At 70.4% G+C, this 19,324-nt stretch carries 17 protein-coding genes; 4 read left to right on the forward strand and 13 right to left on the reverse strand.

What is annotated here, in order from left to right; translation table 11 throughout:
• The first annotated feature begins 138 nt into the window (after positions 1-138).
• The gene (locus HKK72_RS25515; RefSeq protein WP_261987185.1) at positions 139-1,416 is read left to right on the forward strand and encodes an MFS transporter; all 1,278 of its coding nucleotides are present in this window, start codon (positions 139-141) and stop codon (positions 1,414-1,416) included.
• Positions 1,417-1,677: 261 nt separating this feature from the next.
• On the forward strand, positions 1,678-2,229 hold the full coding sequence (locus HKK72_RS25520; protein WP_187236962.1) for a methylated-DNA--[protein]-cysteine S-methyltransferase: 552 nt from the start codon (positions 1,678-1,680) through the stop codon (positions 2,227-2,229).
• 86 nt (positions 2,230-2,315) lie between these two features.
• Here HKK72_RS25520 and HKK72_RS25525 read toward each other — a convergent pair whose 3' ends face one another.
• From HKK72_RS25525 to HKK72_RS25560, 8 genes are all read right to left on the reverse strand, one after another.
• The gene (locus HKK72_RS25525) at positions 2,316-2,882 is read right to left on the reverse strand and encodes a Uma2 family endonuclease (protein ID WP_187236963.1); all 567 of its coding nucleotides are present in this window, start codon (positions 2,880-2,882) and stop codon (positions 2,316-2,318) included.
• A gap of 163 nt (positions 2,883-3,045) precedes the next feature.
• A complete protein-coding gene (gene ddaH / locus HKK72_RS25530; protein WP_410050340.1) occupies positions 3,046-3,972 on the reverse strand; it encodes a dimethylargininase in 927 nt (308 codons plus the stop codon).
• Positions 3,973-4,242: 270 nt separating this feature from the next.
• The gene (locus tag HKK72_RS25535; RefSeq protein ID WP_187236964.1) at positions 4,243-4,518 is read right to left on the reverse strand and encodes a hypothetical protein; all 276 of its coding nucleotides are present in this window, start codon (positions 4,516-4,518) and stop codon (positions 4,243-4,245) included.
• A gap of 60 nt (positions 4,519-4,578) precedes the next feature.
• Positions 4,579-5,496: an oxidoreductase gene (locus tag HKK72_RS25540; RefSeq protein ID WP_187236965.1), complete on the reverse strand. Its 918-nt coding sequence runs from the start codon at positions 5,494-5,496 to the stop codon at positions 4,579-4,581.
• Between the two features lie 106 nt (positions 5,497-5,602).
• The gene (locus HKK72_RS25545; protein WP_187236966.1) at positions 5,603-6,106 is read right to left on the reverse strand and encodes a glutathione peroxidase; all 504 of its coding nucleotides are present in this window, start codon (positions 6,104-6,106) and stop codon (positions 5,603-5,605) included.
• 62 nt (positions 6,107-6,168) lie between these two features.
• Positions 6,169-6,327, reverse strand: a complete 159-nt coding sequence (locus HKK72_RS25550) for a hypothetical protein (RefSeq protein WP_187236967.1) — start codon at positions 6,325-6,327, stop codon at positions 6,169-6,171.
• A 169-nt stretch (positions 6,328-6,496) separates the two neighbouring features.
• Positions 6,497-6,655 (reverse strand): hypothetical protein, encoded by a 159-nt coding sequence (locus HKK72_RS25555; protein WP_187236968.1) that lies wholly within the window; start codon positions 6,653-6,655, stop codon positions 6,497-6,499.
• A gap of 123 nt (positions 6,656-6,778) precedes the next feature.
• Complete coding sequence (locus tag HKK72_RS25560) at positions 6,779-7,837, reverse strand: LCP family protein (RefSeq protein ID WP_187236969.1); 1,059 nt, start codon at positions 7,835-7,837, stop codon at positions 6,779-6,781.
• A gap of 175 nt (positions 7,838-8,012) precedes the next feature.
• Between HKK72_RS25560 and HKK72_RS25565 the strand changes: the two genes are divergently transcribed.
• Positions 8,013-9,995 (forward strand): ABC transporter ATP-binding protein, encoded by a 1,983-nt coding sequence (locus HKK72_RS25565; RefSeq protein WP_187236970.1) that lies wholly within the window; start codon positions 8,013-8,015, stop codon positions 9,993-9,995.
• An 81-nt stretch (positions 9,996-10,076) separates the two neighbouring features.
• On the opposite strand, the gene HKK72_RS42350 is transcribed toward HKK72_RS25565, so the two are convergent.
• From HKK72_RS42350 to HKK72_RS25590, 5 genes are all read right to left on the reverse strand, one after another.
• Complete coding sequence (locus HKK72_RS42350; protein ID WP_187236971.1) at positions 10,077-13,799, reverse strand: AAA family ATPase; 3,723 nt, start codon at positions 13,797-13,799, stop codon at positions 10,077-10,079.
• A 98-nt stretch (positions 13,800-13,897) separates the two neighbouring features.
• A complete protein-coding gene (locus HKK72_RS25575; RefSeq protein WP_187236972.1) occupies positions 13,898-14,488 on the reverse strand; it encodes a GTP-binding protein in 591 nt (196 codons plus the stop codon).
• A gap of 28 nt (positions 14,489-14,516) precedes the next feature.
• Positions 14,517-14,951, reverse strand: coding sequence for a DUF742 domain-containing protein (locus HKK72_RS25580; RefSeq protein WP_187236973.1), 435 nt, complete (start codon positions 14,949-14,951; stop codon positions 14,517-14,519).
• 48 nt (positions 14,952-14,999) lie between these two features.
• Positions 15,000-15,380 (reverse strand): roadblock/LC7 domain-containing protein, encoded by a 381-nt coding sequence (locus HKK72_RS25585; protein WP_376771579.1) that lies wholly within the window; start codon positions 15,378-15,380, stop codon positions 15,000-15,002.
• 32 nt (positions 15,381-15,412) lie between these two features.
• Entirely contained in the window at positions 15,413-18,163 is a 2,751-nt protein-coding gene (locus tag HKK72_RS25590) for a nitrate- and nitrite sensing domain-containing protein (RefSeq protein WP_187236975.1), read from the reverse strand.
• 563 nt (positions 18,164-18,726) lie between these two features.
• Between HKK72_RS25590 and HKK72_RS25595 the strand changes: the two genes are divergently transcribed.
• Positions 18,727-19,324, forward strand: a 598-nt coding sequence (locus tag HKK72_RS25595; RefSeq protein WP_187236976.1) for an ABC transporter substrate-binding protein, incomplete at its 3' end; no start/stop codon positions are given.

Raw genomic sequence — 19,324 nt, forward strand, 5'->3', positions numbered from 1 at the left:
GATCGTCCCGCCTGTCGCGAAGAACAGGGGTACGGAATCGGAAAAGGCCACAGAGACCAGGGGACGCGTCCGGCCCGCGCCGTCGGCACGGTGGACCTGATCCGGCAACCTGTCCGCCTACGATGAGCCTGGCAGATCATGGAACATCGGCTCGTCCAGGCACAGGAGCGCATGACCGTCACCGGCGAAGGCATGGTCCCCATCGGTTCCGGGCGGCTGTCGGCGCAGCGGCGGGTGCTGACCATCCTGGCCTGCACCCAGGTGCTCGGTGGCCTGGGGGTCGGGATGAGCATCGCCGTCACGACCCTGCTGGCCGCCTCGATGTCGGGATCGGACGCGATCGGCGGTCTCGCGCAGACCAGCTCGGTGCTGGGCGCCGCCCTGCTCGCCGTGCCGATCGCCAGGACCGCCGCGCGCAGAGGACGCCGTCCCGCCCTGGCGTCGGCCTATGGCTGCGGCGCGGCGGGCGCGCTCGTCGTGGTGCTCGCGACCGCACTCGCGTGGTGGCCGCTGCTGCTCTTCGGGCTGCTGCTGTTCGGTGGCGGCGGGGCCGCCGGACTCGCCGCCCGCTACGCCGCGACCGACCTGGCCCCGCCGGGCCGGTCTGCCCGCGATCTTTCGGTCGTCGTCTGGGCCACCACGGTCGGCGCGATCGCCGGGCCGAACCTCGCCCGGCCCGCCGACCTGCTGGGCCGACGCCTAAGCCTGCCCCCGGAGGCCGGGCCCTATCTCCTGGCCGCGATGACCTTCGGTACGGCCGCCATCGTGATCTTCGCGGTGCTGCGGCCGGATCCGCTCCGGCCCGGCACCGGACCGGTGAGGAGGTCGTCGCCCGGCGGTGCCTGGCGAACGCTGCGCCGGTTCCCCGTCGCCCGCACCGCGATCACCGCGATCGTGGTCAGCCACACGGTCATGGTCTCGGTGATGTCGATGACCCCTGTGCATCTGAGCCACGGTCACGCGGCCCTCACCGTGGTCGGCGTCGTGATCAGCCTGCACATCGCCGGGATGTACGCCCTCTCGCCCCTCGTCGGCTGGGCGGCGGACCGCTTCGGTCGGATCCCGGTGCTGCTGCTCGGCATGGCGCAGCTGGGCACCGCCGCGGCCCTCGCGGCGACGTCCGGGCCGCACGACGTCGCCCGGCTCGCCAGCGCACTGGTGTTGCTCGGCGTGGGCTGGTCGTGCGGGCTCGTGGCCGGGTCGGCCCTGCTGAGCGAGTCGGTACCGGCGGAGCGGCGGGCGTCCGTGCAGGGCCTGTCCGACCTGCTGATGAACGGCGCGGCGGCGGCCGGCGGCATCACCGGAGGCGCCGTCGTGGCGGCGTTCTCCTACGGTGTGCTCGCGGTCGCCGCGATCGGGCTGGTCGTGCCGGCCACGGCGATGCTGGTGATGTGCCGGCAGGGTCAGGGGGCCTGAGCTCGAGCCTGGCCACCTCGGGCGGCACGACCGGCACCGGGCCCGCGGAACACCCGCGCTTCCTCAGCGGGCTGCTCACCGAGACCGCCGGCCGCGGCCGGGCTGATCGCCCTGGCCGACGTCGCCCGCACCGACCGATGGCTGCGCGGCTCCCCAGACGCACCCGCGAGCCGCTGTGGGCCGTGACGGCCGGGACCGGCTCTAGCATGGTCTCGATATGAACGATCGCCCCGCCAATCCACTTTCCGGGCCCGGTGAACGATGAGCGATGACGTCGCCTTCGGCGGAGTCGACACACCGGTCGGCCGGATGCTGGTCGCCGTCACCGGGATCGGCCTCGCCGCGGTGGGCTTCGACGACTCCGCCGCGGAGCGGGCCCGGCTCACCGAGCTGATCGGGTTGCCCGTGGAGGACGATCCGGCACGTACCGCACCGGCGCTCGAACAGGTCGCCGCCTATTTCGCCGGGCGGCTGCGCGAATTCACCGTTCCGATCGACTGGCGGCTGACCTCGCGGCTGCAACGCCAGGTGCTGGCGACGCTGCACGAGTCCGTGCCGTACGGCGAGGTGGTGACGTACGGCGGGCTGGGCGAGCGCAGCGGCACCGGCGTCCCGGCGCGGGTCATCGGCCAGATCATGGGCTCGAACCCGATCCCGCTGGTGGTTCCGTGCCACCGGGTGCTCGCGGGGAACGGCCTGGGCGGGTACAGCGGTGGTTCGGGGGTCGAGATAAAACGCTGGCTGCTCACGCTGGAGGGAGCGCTGCCGGCCACCCTCGACTGGGATCCGGATCGCGGGCCCGTCACGCTCTGAGAACCCCTGGCGGTCACGCGCTGAGGATGTCTGGCGCGTCACGCCAGGTGGCGGTACGCGATCGGGCCGGCCGTGGCCGGAAGTGGTCAGGCTTCGCGCCTGCGCAGCCCGGCCAGTTCGGCGGGGTCGAAAGAGACCTTGAACGGCTCGGTCAGCTGCAGCGCTTGCCCTGCGGCGGCCTCAGTGGCAAGCGCGTAGTCACCGTCCCGCAGCTCGAAGACCTGGACGCGAGGTGCTCCCGGACCGGTCAGTTCCACCCGCAGGAAGACCGGGATGCCCGCCGCCGCGTACATGCGCGGCTTGTCCTGGTAGTCACGCTTGCGGTTCTTGTTGCCAGGGCTCACCACCTCGGCCACGAGACGCACGTGGTGCGGCTCGAGGGCGACGGTCGCGGCCACCATGACGTCCGCGTCGGCTACCACCAGGTCGGGGATCGCCCCTTCGTCGGCACAGATCAGGTTGGCGGCCTCGACCACTTCCAGGTCCTCGGGAGCCGATACGGCGAGCAGCGTTCTCAGCCGTCCGGTGCACAGCTGGTGGTTCGTCGCGGCCTGGGGACTCACTACGAAACTCCCGTCGATCAACTCGACGCGCTGTCCCCTCTCGGGCAGCGCGAGCCAGTCCTCGACGGTGAAGCCATCGTGATCAGACATCGGTTCGGCAGGCATTGCCATCGCCACGCCTCCACCACCTCCATCCATTCTCAGTGTGGCACGTGAGCAACAGGTTGCCCACTACGCACCGCGGTCGGCCGTTCACTTCGAGGTCTCGATGACCGTATGCGAACGACCGACTCCATGGGGTGGTTTCACCTGATCAGACGCGGATCTCCAGAGTGCAGCACTTGGGGCCGCCGCCGGCCTTGCGCAGTTCGGACAGGTCCACCGGCACCGGAGCGTAGCCGCGCAGCTCCAGGTCCCTGATCAGACCCGTGGCCTCCATGTTCACGACGACGTTACGGCCGTCGGAGACCGCGTTGAGGCCGAGCACCGCGGCGTCGGCCTCATCGGCGACGATCGCGTCGGGGAACGTCCGCTCCAGCTCGCGCAGGCTGTCCGGTGCGAACGCGCCGGGGTAGTACGCCACGTTGTCACCGTTCAGCGGGAACAGCGCCGTGTCCAGATGGTAGAAACGCGGGTCGACGAGGTGCAATGACAGCACCCGGCGGCCGAGGAACTCCTCGGCCTCCCGGTGGGCGACGACCTCCGTACGGAATCCAGTGCCGGCCAGGATGACGTCGTCGAGCGTGAGGAAGTCCCCCTCCCCCTCGCTGGTGTGGCCGGGTTCGCGTACCTCGGTGAAGCCGTTGCGGCGGAACCACGCCGCGTATGCCGGACCCTCGAGGCGACGCTGGGCATGGGTGAACCGCGAGCCGTACACCCGGCCGTCGACCACGAGCGCGCCGTTGGCCGCGAAGACCATGTCCGGCAGGCCCTCGACCGGGTCGATCAGGCTGACCTGGTGGCCGAGGGACAGGTAAGCGGCACGGAGCGCCTCCCACTGCGCGATCGCCCGATCCCGGTCCACGCCCAGTGCCGGCCGCATCCACGGGTTGATCGCATAGGTGACGGCGAAGTGCTCGGGACGGCACATCAGGTAGTGCCGCCGGGTGGCCACCCGCTCGACGGACGCCGACGCGGCCGTCGGTTCGAGCACCGACGCGACCGGCGGTTCCAGTGCCGATGCGGTCGGCCGGCCCGGGACCAGGGAGTCCGTCGGCTCCATTGCCGGCGATACGGTCATGCACGCTCCTGGGAAAACGTAGTGAAGAGGGAGTCCGGCCCGGACCGGCGGGAGTGCGCACCGCCGATCGGCCTCGCTCTGAATCCTAGGAGCGGACCGGGCTCCGCCCAATGCGCCGACCTTGCGGCTGGGCGGAGCTTTGTTGCGTTGTCGGCCGCCGAACGCGCGGTTCATTGCGGAGCGGGGCGGCATGGCCGCCGACCCGGTTCCAGGTGCGGCCGGCGGCCCGGCGACGCCGCGCCGCCGTGGCGGCGGGGAGCGCGAACGACCCTAGTCGTCGGTGCTCGTGAGGTAGTCGAGGTAGACGGGCCGGAGCGCCTCGGCGACCTCGCCTTCGCCCGACCCGAAGAAGTCGGTGATCAGGGCGGTGACGTGGAGGATGTCGGTCTGTCCCCGGCGCGGGTCGCCCGCGGCTGCCTCGGCGGCCGGGATGTCGCGCAGCAACCGCCACAGGAACTTGACGTCCCCCCGGCTCACGGCGAGCTTGACCGCCCGGTCGTGCAGCTCACCGGCGGGGAGGGCGTCGAGATTCTCGATGTCGGACATAAGCCGACCCTACTCACTCTGAGGAGGTTCGCCGGAACGCCCTACGGGATGGGCCGAGGCTCAGTCGGTGGCGACCTCGTAGGTGACGCCGGTGAGCTTCTCCGAGACCTCCCACAGCCGGGCGCCGAGCTCCGGATCGGCGGCTCTGCCGACCGTACGGACCCGCTTGGGCAGGCCGGCCTGCTGTCCGAGGCCGCGCGGGCCGTAGCACTCGCCCCCGTGCACGTCGGGCGCGGTCGCGCCGTAGAGGGTCGGCAGCGCGCCTTTGGCGGCCGACTGGCTGAACAGCAGATTGCCGAGCCCGAAGAAACCCTCGCGCAACCTGCTCCCCTCCATACGCGCCGACCGCTGCTGCAGGTTGGTGGACGCGTAGCCGGGGTGCGCCGCCACGCTGGTGATCGCGGTGACCCGCCGGTCGAGCTCCTTGGCGAAGACCAGGTTCGCCAGCTTGGCCTGGCTGTACGCGGCCCACCGCTGGTAACCGCGCTCGCGCTGGAGGTCGTCGAACCGGATCCGGCCGCTCCAGGCCAGCATGCTCGTGAGGGTGACGACCCTGGCGCCGGAGCGGGCGAGAAGAGCCGGCATCAGCAGCCCGGTGAGCGCGAAGTGCCCGAGGTGGTTGGTGCCGAACTGCATCTCGAAGCCGTCGGCGGTGGTCTGCCGTGGCAGCGCCATGACACCGGCGTTGTTCACCAGGATGTCGAGCCCGTCACCGGCGTGCTCGCCGGCGAAGTCGCGCACGGATCCGAGGTCCGACAGGTCGAGCGAGCCGAGCGACACCTCCGCGCCGGGGATCTCGCCCAGGACGCGTTCGAGCGCCTGGCCGCCACGTTCGGCGCTGCGGCAGGCCAGGACCACCTCGGCGCCGTGCCGGGCCAGCTCCAGCGCGGTGTGGTAGCCGATTCCGCTGTTGGCGCCGGTGACGATCGCCCGACGCCCGCGCAAGTCCGGGATGTCCGTAGCTCTCCAGCCGGCCATCGGCCTCACCTCCGCCTGCCGAGGAAAGTAGACCGCCCGTCCAGTACGGGCAATCGAAATGCGCGGAGTGTGTTTCACGCCACAGCGGGGCCTCGGAACGCGAGGGCTAGTCGCGCGACCCCGGGACGGGCAGCGCCTGGTGGATGGCCGCCACGACCTCGTCGGACTCGGGGTCGGTACGTGGGTCGAACCGTGCGGTGACCGTGCCGTCCGGAGCCACGAAGAACTTCTCGAAGTTCCATCGGATGTCCCCGGTGTGCCCGCCCCCGTCCGGGGTATCGACCAACGCATGATAGAGGGAGTGTCGCCCCTCCCCGTTGACGTCGGTCTTCTCCGTCAGCGGGAAGGTGACGCCGTAGGTGGCGGAGCAGAACTCGGCGATCTCGTCGGGGGTTCCCGGCTCCTGGCCCATGAACTGGTCACAGGGAACTCCGAGGACGGTGAAGCCCCGGTCGGCGAACCGTTCCTGCAACCGCTGCAGGCCCTCGTACTGGGGGGTGAGGCCGCACTTTGAGGCGACGTTGACGACCAGCACGGCCCTACCTCGGTACTGCGGCAGGTCGGCGGAGCCGCCCTGCAGGCTTCCGATCCGAACGTCGAAGACAGACATGAGCCCGATCCTAGGGGACCGGGCCTGCGCGCCTCCGTACGTTCGCTACGGCGAAGTGACCACTACCCAAGCCTGTTCACGAACGTGGCTAGCGAGTCACCCGCATCGCCGAGCGCCGAGAACGCGTTGTTCACCACGTTCGCGGCGTTGGCCGGCTGACTCAACAGGTAGAAGATCACGAAAGCGATAGCCACGAGCTTCATGTTCTTCGAACTCAGCATCGGCGCCGTCCCTCTTTGTGACGCAGTGACACACTGACCCTATTCAGTTGTGCCCAACTGCATGTGCCCGTAACGAGAGTTTCATGTGACGGTCTGGTCCAGCGAGTGATTGCGGCCACGAAAACGAGCCCCGCACCTTGTCGGCACGGGGCCCGGCGATCCGCAACCGTCAGGGGATCGCACTCACGAACTGCGACAGTGACTCGGCCGCGTTGCCGAGCCCGCCGGCCCCGCTGCGGACGACGCCCGCCGCGCTGTCGGGCCGACTGATGATCCACCACGCTATGAAGGCGATGGATCCCCACTTCGCCCACTTCTTCATTGTCATCAGCGCCTTCCGTACTCGACCAGTCACTCACAGTGATTCCCTGTGTCGAGTACATCCGGCCTCCTCGGTCGGCAAAGAAAGAGTCACACACTGGACAGTGACCTAACGGTACGGGTCCGGCGGTCACTTGGTGATCACGCTCTTCGGCACGGCCTTGTCGCTCTTGAGCGCGTTGAACAGCTGCAGCGCCTTCGTGCGGTCCCAGGTGATGTACGCGCCCGCGGCGGGGGACGATCCGGCGCCTCCGATCGGCACCGTGGTGGTCACTCCGTCGCCGCCGCTGACACCGCGCATCGACCACATCATGCGGGAGAGGTCGAGCAGGTGGTCGCCGTCGTCGACGAGGAAGTTCCCGGTGCCGTTGAGTGCGAGGGGGATGCTCCGGAACGGGTTGAGCAGCACGCCCGGGCTGGAGGACTTCTTGATGAGCGCGCCGAAGAACTGCCGCTGCCGGTCGACCCGGTCGAGGTCGGCGCGGGCGGACGCGCGGGTCCGCACGTATCCGAGAGCCTGGCCGCCGGTCAGATTCTGGCACCCGGCCTTGAGGTTGAGCCCGGCCTTGGGGTCTCTCATCGGCTCCTTGATGCACATCTCGACGCCGCCGATCGCGTCGACCATGCCGACGAACCCGCCGAAGCCGATCTCGGCGTAGTGGTCGATGCGGATGCCGGTCGCCTGCTCGACGGTACGGACCAGCAGCTTGGGACCGCCGAACGCGAACGCCGCGTTGAGCTTGTTGGAACCGTGGCCGGGGATCGGGACGTAGGAGTCACGCGGGAGGCTGACCAGCGTGGTCCCGCCCGCGCCGGTGTGCAGCAGCATCATCGAGTCGGTGCGCCGGCCGGCGGCCTTGCCGGTGGCGAAGTCCTTGCGCTGTTGCCGCGACAGGCCGGCCCGGCTGTCGGAGCCGACCACCAGCCAGTTCGTCCCCGGGGTGTCGGCGAGCCGGCCGGGGTAGTCCAGGGCGCTCTCGCGCTTGAGCCGCGAGTCCAGGTAGAAGTAACCGCCGATGGCGAGCAGGACCAGCACCACCAGGAGTGCGAGCAGCACACGTCCCCAGCGCCGGCGACGGCCACGCCGCCGCACGTCCCCGTCGTAGCCGTCGTCCGGCTCCGCGTCGAAGTAGGGATACGCGTTCGGGGACTTCACCCCGGTGCGGGGATCCGGCCAACTGTCGTCCATCCCGCCAACATAGACAATCCGCGAGGTCTGCGCGTCCTTCCGTTGCATGATGTGAAATCTCTCCTTGTCGCCACACTGTGTGATCTCCCCTCCGAAGACGTCCCCCGAAAGGTGCACACTCGTCTTTCAAGAGGTGGTGTGGCTTTCAGTGGTGTGGCCGAGCCAAGGGGTCTGAATGGGTGTACGCCTGCGTGGTCCGGCATGGCTTCGTCGTCTGGCACGGTCCACCCGCAGGCGCGATCGCGCCCGGACCGTCGTACTGCAGCTCCCGGAGATAACCGCGCCCACCTGGACCGCGCGCGCCGGCGAGCTCGCCGAGACGCGCATGCGCGTCGTGGCGCGCCGGCTGCCCGCCCTCATCTCCCAGGCCGTCCGGCTGGCCTGGCGGGCGAGCAGGCCCGACACGGTGGTGACGATCGGACTCAATCTGGCCGCGGGCGTCTTCACCGCGTTCGGGCTGCTCGCCACCACCGGCGTGCTGACCGCGCTCTTCGCGGCCGGGCCCACCCCCGACCGGGTACGGGCGGCCCTGCCGTCGCTTGTGCTGGTCGGAGTCGCCACCGCGCTGCGTGCGGCCTTCCAGGCGGGGGCCGGCTGGGCGCAGGCGAGACTCGAGCCGCAGATCGACCGCATCGTCGAGACGCGGATGTACGAGCTGACGACCGCCGTCGAGCTGGCCGCGCTGGACGACTCGAACTTCCTCGACGACCTGAAGCGCGCCGAGGGGCGCGGCCTCGCCGCCGCGCCGACCGTGGTGCGGAACGCCGTCGACGTGCTCACCGGGCTGGTCGGCCTGGTCGCGGCGGCCGGCACCCTGGGCGTGCTGCATCCGCTGCTGCTGCCGCTGCTTCTGCTCACCGCGCTGCCCGAGGGATGGGCGTCGGTGCGCGCCGCCCGCATGCGCTACATCACCATGCTGACGCTGGTGTCCAGCCACCGGCGCAAGTACATCCTGTCGGACCTCATGGCCGACCGCCGGCACGCCGCCGAGGTGCGGTCGTTCACGATGCGCGGGTTCCTGCTCGGCGAGTACGACGTCCTCGCGACCTACCAGCGGGACGTCGAGCTCGACCTGGCCAGGCGGCAGGCGGTCGCCAGGGTCGCCGGTGACGTCCTGCAGGGGATCGCCACCGCGGGGGTCTACGGCGCCCTGGGCGTCATGCTGTGGACCGGTGCCGTCCCCCTCGCGGTCGCCGGTACGGCCGTGCTCGCCATCCGCACCGGGCAGAGCTCCCTGGCCAACCTGGTCTACGCGGTCAACCGATGCTACGAGGAGGGCCTGTACTTCGGCGACTACCTCGGCTTCTGCGCCGACGCCGAGCGGCGGATCCCGGCGCTCGCCGGCAAGGGGGCCGCGCAGCCACCGGACGACTTCGAGCGGATCGTCGTCGACGACGTCAGATTCACCTACCCCAAGGCGGAGAGCACGTCACTGAACGGGGTGTCCATCGAGGTGCGGCGCGGCGAGATCGTCGCCCTGGTCGGCGAGAACGGTTCCGGCAAGACCACCCTGGCCAAGATCCTTGCCGGTCTCTACGAACCCGACGCCGGTGAGGTCCGCTGGGACGACGTCTCACTGCGCGGCGTCGCACCCGAGGCGCTGCGCGAGCGCATCGCGGTCATCGCCCAGGAGTACACGCACTGGCCCATGACGGCCCGGCAGAACATCACGATGGGCCTCGAGCGCGGCGGTGACAGTGCCGTGCTGAAGGCCGCCGTGGCGTCGGGCGCCGACGAGGTCGTCGACGAGCTGCCGCGAGGATATGAGACCCTCCTCGACCGGCGCTTCGAGGGCGGCGAGGAGCTGTCCGGGGGGCAGTGGCAGCGGCTCGCCGTGGCGCGCGGCTTCTACCGCGACGCGCCCCTGCTCATCTGCGACGAGCCCACCGCCGCGCTCGACGCCCGTGCCGAGCACGCCCTGTTCGAGCGGATCCGGGCACACGCGGACGGTCGTACGGTCCTGCTCATCACGCACCGGCTCGCCAGCGTGCGTCACGCCGACCGCATCTACGTACTCGACCACGGCCGGGTCATCGAGCACGGCGACCACGACCAGCTCATGGCCCTGGGCGGTCTTTACGCCGAGCTCTACGGCCTTCAGGCCTCGGCCTACGGCCAAGAGCCGGTCGCCCGAGCGTTCGACGGCGATGCGAGCTGACCCGCGGGGGCCTCGCTCGGCGACGCCGCCGCAGAGAGCCCGCTCAGCGGGCCGGTCCGGCCGGCCGGACAACGGGCCGGTTCAGAGGTACTGCCCGAGCCGGACGTCGTCGCCCTGCCCTGGAGGGTCGATCGCGGAGACGTCCTCCGGGCGCAGCAGCCGGATCTCGGTCCCGTCGGCCTCGTCACCTGCTCCGGTACCGTCGCCGGAACCGCCCGTGATCCGATGGGCCTGCAGGGCCACGACCCGGTCGAGCAGATTGCGCATGAGCCGGGCGTTGCCGAACGAGGTGCCGCGTGGCGCGCGGCGCAGCAGGCGCCGCACCACGCCCAGCACGCCGTCGTGCAGGGCGAACCCCGCCTCGGCGGCCATCACCTCGAAGATGGCGACCAGTTCGTCGTCGGTGTAGTCGGGGAACCGCAGCACCTGCGGGATGCGCGACGCCAGCCCCGGGTTGGAGTCGAGGAAGCGCTCCATCTCGTCCTCGTATCCCGCCACGATGACGACCAGGTCGCCGCGGCGCTCCTCCATGAGGCCGAGCAGCTCCGCGACCGCCTCGTGGCCGAAGTCGCGCGAGGCCCCTCCGGAGGTCAGCGCGTAGGCCTCGTCGATGAAGAGCACTCCGCCGAGCGCGCGCTCGACCGCGGCCCGGACCTTCGGCGCGGTCTGGCCGATGTACTCGGCGACGAGGTCGGCCCGGGAGACCTCGACCAGATGCCCGGACGACAGCAGGCCGAGCTTGGCGTAGACCGCGGCGATGAGCCTGGCGATGGTCGTCTTGGCCGTGCCGGGGTTGCCGGTGAAGGCCATGTGACGCGTGGGCGAGGCGATCGGGATGCCCGCGTCGCGGCGGAGCTGCTCGGCTCTGGCCTCGGCGACGAGCAGCCTCACCTCGCGTTTGACCGCGTCGAGCCCGATGAGCCGGTCGATCTCGCCGAGCGGGTCGCCGGGCAGTTCGATGTGGCCGGCCGCGGTCAGTGTGCCCGGGATGTCCGCCACCAGGATCTCGTCCAGCGACTCGTCCTCGTCGATGAGGCCGTCGGCCAGCACCCGTCGCGCCTGCATCGCCACGGCCCGGTCCAGCAGGTTGGTCATGAGCCTGGCGTTGGCGAAGGCGCGGTCGCGCGGCGCCGCGTGCGCCAGGGCGCGTACCCGGTCGAGGACGCCGTCGTGCAGCGCGAATCCGGCGTCGGCGGCCTTGACCGCGAAGATGGCGACGAGGTCGTCGTCGTCCAGGTCGGGGAAGCGCACCACCTTGGGAAAGAACGCGGCCAGCTCGGAGTCGGCCTTCAGCAGCCCGTTGATGTCGGCGTCCGGACCGGAGAGCACCACGACCAGGTCTTCGGGATGGGCCTGCGCCGAGGCGATCAGCACGTCGAGCGCCTCACGGTTGCGCGGGGAATCGGCCGGGGCGAGCGTGTGCGCGTCGTCGACGCACAGCACCCCGCCGAGCGCCCTCTCCACCGCGCGGCGCACCTTGGGGCCGCTCTCGCTGGTGTACTCCCCCACGAGATCGGCCCGGTCCACCTCGACCAGGTGACCTGAGGACAGCACGCCCAGCTCGGCGTAGATCCGTCCCAGGATGCGGGCCACCTTGGTCTTACCGGTGCCGGGGTTGCCGGTGAAGACCAGATGGCGAGGGCGCGCGGCCACCGCCATGCCGGCCTCACGGCGCAGCCGCGCCGCCTTGGCCTCGGCCACGAGCAACTCGACCTCGCGCTTGACCGGCGCGATGCCGGCGCAGGCGGCGAGTTCGGCGAGCGGGTCGGTGTCGGCCTGACCGCCGGGGATGAGGCGCTGCGGCAGGTCGGCCGCCGTCACCTCGACCGGCTCCGCCCGGCCCGCCGCGGTCTGCGCGCACTGGTCGGCGAGGTGCTCGACGAGCCGTGCGTTGCGCAGGTTGAGCAGCGGTGGCGTACGGGTGAGCAGCACGCCCGCGGTCTTGGCGACGTCGCGGGCCACCGCCGCGCCACGCCGGCCGGCCGCCCGCCGGAACAGTTCGGCGTAGTCGTCCTCACCGAACTCGCGCGTGCGCACGCCCCGCAGGCCGCGCACCAGTGCCGGGTTGGCGTCGAAGAGCCGCTCGTCTCCGCCGGGACGGCACAGGGCCACCACGTCGAGCCGGGGATACCGGGCGATGAGCCGGCGCAGCTCCTCGACCACCGCGACGCCGCACCTGTCGTGGGTGAGCAACCTGTCGAGGTCGTCGACGACCAGCAGCAGCCGTCCGTCGACGCACTCGCGCACGCGCGCCTGCAGCCAGAGGACGGCGTCGCTGACGTGCAGGTTGGGGAAGACCTGGTCGGAGATCCACAGCGTCTCGCGGATCGCGCCGCGCTCGGTGAGGGCGCTCTCGAGAATGCCGACCGCGGTCCCCTTTCCGGTGCCCTCCGGTCCCGAGACGAGCAGCCGCACAGGGTGCGGCTGCGCCGCCGATCTCGCGGAGAGGGCCTCGCGCACGGCCTTCGCGAGCTCCGGCTGACCGATGATCACTCCCGCCGGGTCGTCATCGGCCGGCTCGGTGTCCGGCTCGCCGACCGCCGGCCTCGCGGCCGACCGGCCGGTCGCCGCGAACTTCGCGACGAGCGGGTTGGCGACGGTACGGGAGGTGTACAGACGCCGCAGATCCGTCTGGAAGGCGCGCACGGGCACCCGGCACTTGGGGCTCGTCACCGTGTCGGGCAGGCCCTGCACGGCGCCTGTGACGCGCACCGCCATGTCCAGCCACGCCCGGCACGCGTCCGCCTCGCCGGCCACCAGCCCCCTGGCCAGCCAGCCTCGCACGTCGTTCTGCCAGGCCTCGACCGAGTGGGTCTCCCTGAGCCCGCCCAGCCGTTCCTGCACGGCCTGGTAACGTGCCGCGCCGAGCCCGACGGCCAGCTCGGCCGGCGGGCAGGCGAGGTCGGCCTGCAGCAGGAGCCTGGCGAACGCGGTGTCGAGACCGTCGCCGCCCGGCGCGGACTCGAGCAGCCGTTCGTGCGCGGCGACCCACCCCGAGCAGGCCCACCGCAGATAGCCGACGGGACCGGCGAGTTCCGGCAGCACCGCGAGCTCGTCCTCGGTGACGCCGTCGGCCCAGAGCCGTTCGAGCTCGCCGTACGGCGCTGTGAGGTCCTGCTCACGCAGCTCCGGATCGGCGGCCCTGCGTTCGAACAGCCCGATCATGGCCTGGCGCCGCGCTTCGAGCGGCTCGAGCCCGGCGAAGACGTCGAGGCACTCCCGAGCGAGCTCGTACATCACCGCCCGCCTGTCCCGATCCTCCGTCCCGGGCCGGTCCTCCGCGACCTCGGCCGTCGCGGCGGCCTCGGACCCCGGGCCCTCAGAGCCGGCGGCCTCAGAGCCGGCGGCCTCGGATCCGGTGGTCCGGGGCTTCGGAGCGTCGCCTTCCGGGGCCCCGGCGACCGCCGACTGGACCAGCCACAGCCCCGGCGGGCGGTAACGCCCGCCCTGGGTGAACCACGCCGCCGGATCGCGCACGGCGGGATCGGGTTTGGCGAGGAAGCCGGACAGCAGCTCGTAGTCGACGTCGCCCCGCGAGCCGGCGCGGATCGCCGAGGCGCCGAGCAGGAAGGTGAGGAGCGACCACTGCTCCGCGCCGGTCACCGTGGTCTCGGCGTGGTAAAAGCTGGTCAGCGTACGCCTGAACCGCGATGTCCGCTCGTCACCGCCGAACGCCCTGGCGCGCTCCCGAAGCTCGTCGTACAGACCGTCGGGCACCCGCCAGGGACCGTGGGCGTAGACGTCGAGCACCGGTTCGTCGGTCAGCAAGAGCTCGAGATGTTCCGGCAGCCTCGGCGCGCTCACCTGATCAGCCCTTCCCCTGTCCGGAGGCCTGGCACCCTGGGCAGCGGCGTGGCCCGGCGGTCATGGGAGGGCGGGCGCGGCCGGCCGCGCGGATGCGACTAGCCGCGCGTGGTGTACGGCACGCCGGGCGGCGAGCCGGTGCGGGTCCCCCGCGTGTGCACCGACATCGCGTGCTGCACCAGCGTGATGAGGATCGACTTGGTGGAGTCGCGGTTACGGGCGTCGCACTGCACGATCGGCACGTGCGGGCTGACCGACAGCGCCTCGCGCACGTCCTCGGTGCCGTACTGGAACTCGCCGTGGAAACCGTTGACCCCCACGACGAACGGCACCTGGGACTCTTCGAAGTAGTCCACCGCGGCGAAGGAGTCGGCCAGCCGCCGGGTGTCGACCAGCACCACGGCGCCGATCGCACCCTTGATCAGGTCGTCCCACATGAACCAGAACCGGTGCTGCCCGGGTGTGCCGAACAGATAGAGGATCAAGTCGCTGTCGAGAGTCGCCCGGCCGAAGTCCATCGCGACCGTCGTGGTGGTCTTGTCCGGGACGGCGGAGAGATCGTCGATCCCCGCGCTGGCCGCGGTCATGACCGCCTCGGTGGTGAGCGGCATGATCTCCGATACCGAACCGACGAACGTGGTCTTGCCCACGCCGAAGCCGCCACCCACGATGATCTTCACTGAGGTCATCGCATTGCTCGGCCCGCGGGCGATCGGATCAGAGTTTGCGAAGTCCACTGAGAACCCTTTCAAGCAAGCGCAGATCAGGCTGTTCGTCGGCGGCACGCGACTGGTGCAGCCTGAGCAGCCCCTCGTGCGCCATATCAGCGATGAGGATGCGGGCGACTCCGAGCGGAAGCCGCAGCAAAGCAGAGATCTCGGCCACCGACCGCCACGCGCGGCAGAGATCGATGATGGCCTTGTACTCGGGTGTGAGCGTGGTGATGTCACGCGGCGGATACGGCGCGACCGAGACGAGCGCCTCGATCGCCAGCTCATACCGGGGACGCGTGCGCCCACCGGTCACGGCGTACGGGCGTACAAGCGAGCGTGGATCGCCTGTCTCGGCGGAGGACGGCTCCCCCGGCGACGGGTCCTGGGGCCGGCCCGGTATACCACCGAATCCAGCACCGAAGTGCCTGCCGTGGTCCACCACGGTGCCTTTCGTCAGCGTCCGTCAAGGTCTCGGTCGTCCCGCCTCTCAGCGGGGCGGCCCCGCTCCCAATTCGGTACGTAGCGCGGGTGTGAGCACGCGACCCACCCGCTCCACCAACAGGGTCATCTCGTAGGCCACCAGGCCCAGGTCGCACTCGGGCGCGGCGAGCACCGCGAAGACGGAGCCGTTGCGGATCGCCATGACGAACAGCAACCCACGCTCCATCTCGACGACGGTCTGACTCACACCTCCCGCGTCGAAGATCTGCGCTGCTCCCTGGGTGAGACTGGTCAGGCCGGAGGCGATGGCCGAAAGCTGGTCGGCCCGCTCTGCAGGGAACCCGTCGGAGAACGCCAGCGGAAGACCGTCGGAGGAGACGACGACCGCGTGGGCAACCTTCGGAACCCTGCTTACGAAGTTCGTCACCAGCCAACTCAAATCCTGCCGGTTCGGATCCCTCAAGGCGTTTCTCCTGTCCTGCTCGAATCATCGGGGTTGGCCTGCGCCCTGCCCCGGTGCACACCCTGTTGAAAGCTGGCAAAGCGGTTTCGAATCGTATCCGCCGACTGAGGCGGTGTCTGCGGCGGAGCCGCCGCCGGAGCGGCGGCCGGAGCCGCCGCGGCGGGCGTCGAGTGAACCGCCCCGGGGACCCGGTTCTTGCCGGGAACCCGCTTGGGAAGGCCGGCCGACGTCCGCCCGCCGGAGGCGGGCTGCCGAACGATCTCGGCGGCCTGCCAGCCTTCGTCCGCCGGCGAACTCCACGCCGCCGGCGCCTTGCCCGCCACCGGGGCCGTGCGGCGCTGGAACCACTCCGACTCCATGGCGTCGAAGATGGGGGAGCGCTCCTGCCGTTTCGGCAGCTCGGCCGGCGGTGGCCCGTCGTCCCAGGAGAAACCGGGGGCGGGCGCGTCCCAGGACGGCATCTCCTCGCCCGGCGGCGCCGGGGCGCGATCCCGGTCGGGGCTGATGCCCTGCTGCGGACCGGGCTGCCTGCCGATGTCCCGCGGATGCCCGTGCTGGCCGATCCCCGGCTGCTGACCCGGCCCGCCGAAGCCCGACTGCTGGCCTGGCCCGCCGACGGCCGGTTGCGCCCCGGGGTGCCGGCCGACGGCCGGTTGCGGTGCGGTACGGGTCACGTCGGGCGGGACCGGAGCCTGATAGTCCTGGTGAACCGGTGCCTGGTTGTAGTCCGGGTGAACGGGAGCGGCCTGGTAGTCCGCGTGGACGGGAGCCTGGAAGTCCGGCTGGACCGGTGGCTGGAACGGGTCCCGGAAGCCGTCGAACTCGGCAGGCTGGTCGTCCCAGCGGCGCCGTCCGATCGTGTGGCGGTCGGCCCCGCCCGAGGCCAGGGCGGCCGCCGGGGGACGAGCGGAGTTGATCGCGGGCGTCTCCGGCACCATGTCGAGCTGGCGACGGCGGACGGGCTGGTTCTCGTCCGGGGCGACCGCGCGGGGGGGCAGCAGCGCGAACGCGGTGATCCCACCTGACAGGGCGGCGCGGAGCTCGACCCGGATGCCGTGCCGGCCGGCCAGCCGGCCGACGACGAACAGGCCCATGCGGCGTGCCACCGAAACGTCCACGATGGGCGGATTGGCCAGCCGCCAGTTCGCCGACTCGAGCTCCTCGGTCGTCATGCCCACACCGTTGTCGGTGATCTGCAGCATGGCGCCGCCGCCGCTGAGCATGTGTCCCGAAATCGTTACCTTGGTGTGCTCTGCCGAGAAGACGGTCGCGTTCTCGACGAGCTCGGCCACGAGGTGGATCAAGTCGTTGACCACCGGGCCGATGACCGACACATCGCCCTGGACCCGGACTCCGACCCGGTCGTACTGCTCGACCTCGGAGAGGGAGGCCCGCACGATGTCGACCAGGGGCACCGGCTGGTTCCAGCGCCTTACCTGCTCCTGGCCGCCGAGAACGAGGAGGTTCTCACAGTTGCGGCGCATGCGGGTGGCGAGGTGGTCGAGCCGGAACAGGCTGGCCAGCCGCTTGTCGTCCTGCTCGCCCTGCTCCAGGTCGTCGATCAGACGGAGCTGCCGCTCGATGAGCGACTGGCTGCGCCGGGAGAGGTTGACGAACATCGCGTTGACGTTGCCTCGCAGCATCGCCTCGTTCGACGCGAGCCGCACCGCCTCACGGTGGACCTCGTCGAAGGCCCGGGCCACCTCGCCGATCTCGTCGGTCGAATTGATCCGAACCGGTTCGACCTCGATCCCCGATGCCGCGGCCTGCGGATCACGCAGCCGTTCGACCAGCCCGGGCAGCCGGCTGCTGGCCACTTCGAGCGCGCCGTCACGCAGGCGGCGCAGCGGCCGCACCAGCGACCGGGCGACCAGGACGGTGGCGAAGAGGGCGAGCAGGAGTCCGACGAGCAGCACGGCCGCGTCCGAGAGGGCGGCGCGCCACGCGTCGTCCTTGAGCCCGCGGCTGTCGCTCACCAGCGAGGACCCGATCTGCTGCTCGACCTTCCGCATGTTCTGGAGGCGAGAGGTCGTCGCCACGCTCCACGTCCGCGCGTCCGTCGCGTTGAGCGGCGGGCTCACCGCGAGCGTCCGCGATGCGTCGGATGCGATGAGGACCTGCTGGAACAGTAGCTCGACCTGCCCGATCTCGGGACCGGTGACCGTGTCGTCGTAGGCCTGGCGCTGCTCGGTGGTGGCGGTCGAGCGGAACACCGTGAGCTGGCTCTCCTGTTGAGAGCGGGTCGTCTGCAGCAGTTCCCGTTCGGCGGGCGTCGCGAACCGGCCGTTGAGAAGCACGACGGTGACCATCGCGCGCTCTTGCGAGGCCAGGTCCTTGGCCCGGGCGAGAGCGGCGAAGGCACGGGTGCTCTCGGCCACTTCCGCGTCGGGGCTTCCTTGTGCGATCAGGTCGTCGAAGTCCAGCAGCGCACCGATGAGCTGGGAGTAGACGTTAATGGCGGAGCTCGCCGAGGCGGTCTGCTGACCAGCGAGTTTCCGAAGGCCGGCCAGCGAGTCGAGGCGATACCGCAGGTCTCGCACCTTGGCCCGCAATAGCGGCGTATAGGAGTTGTCGATGTTGCCGATCAGGCCGCGCACGATGACGACGGCGCGGTCGGTTTCGGCGTGTTGCTTACTGAGCGTGTTCTCACGCTCGCGTCGTGACGCCGTCAGGTTCTGAGCCGTGGAGTCCCGCTCGTCCTCGAGCTCCTGCACAAGATTGGCAAGGCCGTCGCCGAGAGTAGCCAAGTGTTCAATTCGCGTGAACACTTGAGCCTCACGCATGGCGTCTCGCACACGCAGTCCCGCGAGTATTCCGGCCACCACGGCCGGAATCATGATGAGCGCGATGAGGCGTACCGGCACGCGCCAGTTCCGCAGCCTCAGTCGGCTCGATCCGGAACGCTGATCTGCCTGCGCGTCCTTGCTGTTCCGGAGGGACTCAGCTTCTGAACCTGGGGCGTGGTCCCGCTCCGTTGCTGGTCGCACTTCCCTCCATCACCTCTCACGGATAGACCGGCGTCGGGAAGTGCCGGAGCGCGTTTTCAACGCCCTCGGCCTCTGACGCCTTTGGGGCGACGGCCATTGGAGCACAGAGTAATCCAAACACCAAGCCGAACATTGGTTATTGCTCGCTTAGGGTAACTATCACCTTTTTTCCGGTTTGTCCATCTATGACCGCTTTGCGTCTCACGTACGTAAACATCCCCGCAAAGCGCGGTGTCACGGAGGGTCACTGCGCTAGAGTCGCCGACGTTCAGCCGCCCTTGGCGGCACACTTCCCCACATTTCGTCCTCTTGAAGGAGCGTTCATGAAGTTCGCTCGTCTACGCCGCGCGTCGCTCGGAGGGGCCCTGACCGTCGCGCTCGCGTTGTCCGCTGCCTGCGGTGGTGGTGACTCCGAGAAGTCCGCCAACGGGCTGGAGAAGACCGACCTCAACGTCGCCGTGATGCCCATCATGGAAGGCGCCGCGGTCCAGATCGCCATCACGAAGGGGTACTTCAAAGCAGAAGGCCTCAACGTCAAGCTCTCGACCGTGACCGGTGGCGCCGACGCACTGCCCAAGCTCAAGGGCGGCAGCCTCGATATCGCCCAGGGCGGTCACGTGGTCTGGCTCCAGGCCGCCGACCAGGGCGTACTGAAGCCGAAGATCATCGCTGAGGCGTCGTCCATGACGAAGAACCTCAACGCGATCCTCGTTGCGAAGAACTCCCCGATCCGGAGCCCCAAGGACCTGGCCGGCAAGAAGATCGCCACCAACGCCAAGGGCAACCAGATCAGCCTGCTCGTCCGCGCCGCCCTCGAGCCCCACGGCCTCCAGATCAACGAGGACAAGGACTTCGTGATCGCTCCCTTCCCCAACCAGGAGGCGTTGCTGAAGGAAGGGAAGGTCGACGCGGCCGTCGTGC

The sequence above is a fragment of the Actinomadura sp. HBU206391 genome (genome assembly GCF_014323665.1).
GTDB lineage: Bacteria > Actinomycetota > Actinomycetes > Streptosporangiales > Streptosporangiaceae > Actinomadura_C.

Bases quoted from the DNA above. Each gene is read 5' to 3' on its own strand.
- HKK72_RS25515 (WP_261987185.1), top strand. From the start codon at position 139: ATGGAACATCGGCTCGTCCAGGCACAGGAGCGCATGACCGTCACCGGC.
- HKK72_RS25520 (WP_187236962.1), top strand. From the start codon at position 1,678: ATGAGCGATGACGTCGCCTTCGGCGGAGTCGACACACCGGTCGGCCGG.
- HKK72_RS25525 (WP_187236963.1), bottom strand. From the start codon at position 2,882: ATGTCTGATCACGATGGCTTCACCGTCGAGGACTGGCTCGCGCTGCCC.
- ddaH (WP_410050340.1), bottom strand. From the start codon at position 3,972: ATGACCGTATCGCCGGCAATGGAGCCGACGGACTCCCTGGTCCCGGGC.
- HKK72_RS25535 (WP_187236964.1), bottom strand. From the start codon at position 4,518: ATGTCCGACATCGAGAATCTCGACGCCCTCCCCGCCGGTGAGCTGCAC.
- HKK72_RS25540 (WP_187236965.1), bottom strand. From the start codon at position 5,496: ATGGCCGGCTGGAGAGCTACGGACATCCCGGACTTGCGCGGGCGTCGG.
- HKK72_RS25545 (WP_187236966.1), bottom strand. From the start codon at position 6,106: ATGTCTGTCTTCGACGTTCGGATCGGAAGCCTGCAGGGCGGCTCCGCC.
- HKK72_RS25550 (WP_187236967.1), bottom strand. From the start codon at position 6,327: ATGCTGAGTTCGAAGAACATGAAGCTCGTGGCTATCGCTTTCGTGATC.
- HKK72_RS25555 (WP_187236968.1), bottom strand. From the start codon at position 6,655: ATGACAATGAAGAAGTGGGCGAAGTGGGGATCCATCGCCTTCATAGCG.
- HKK72_RS25560 (WP_187236969.1), bottom strand. From the start codon at position 7,837: ATGGACGACAGTTGGCCGGATCCCCGCACCGGGGTGAAGTCCCCGAAC.
- HKK72_RS25565 (WP_187236970.1), top strand. From the start codon at position 8,013: ATGGGTGTACGCCTGCGTGGTCCGGCATGGCTTCGTCGTCTGGCACGG.
- HKK72_RS25575 (WP_187236972.1), bottom strand. From the start codon at position 14,488: ATGACCTCAGTGAAGATCATCGTGGGTGGCGGCTTCGGCGTGGGCAAG.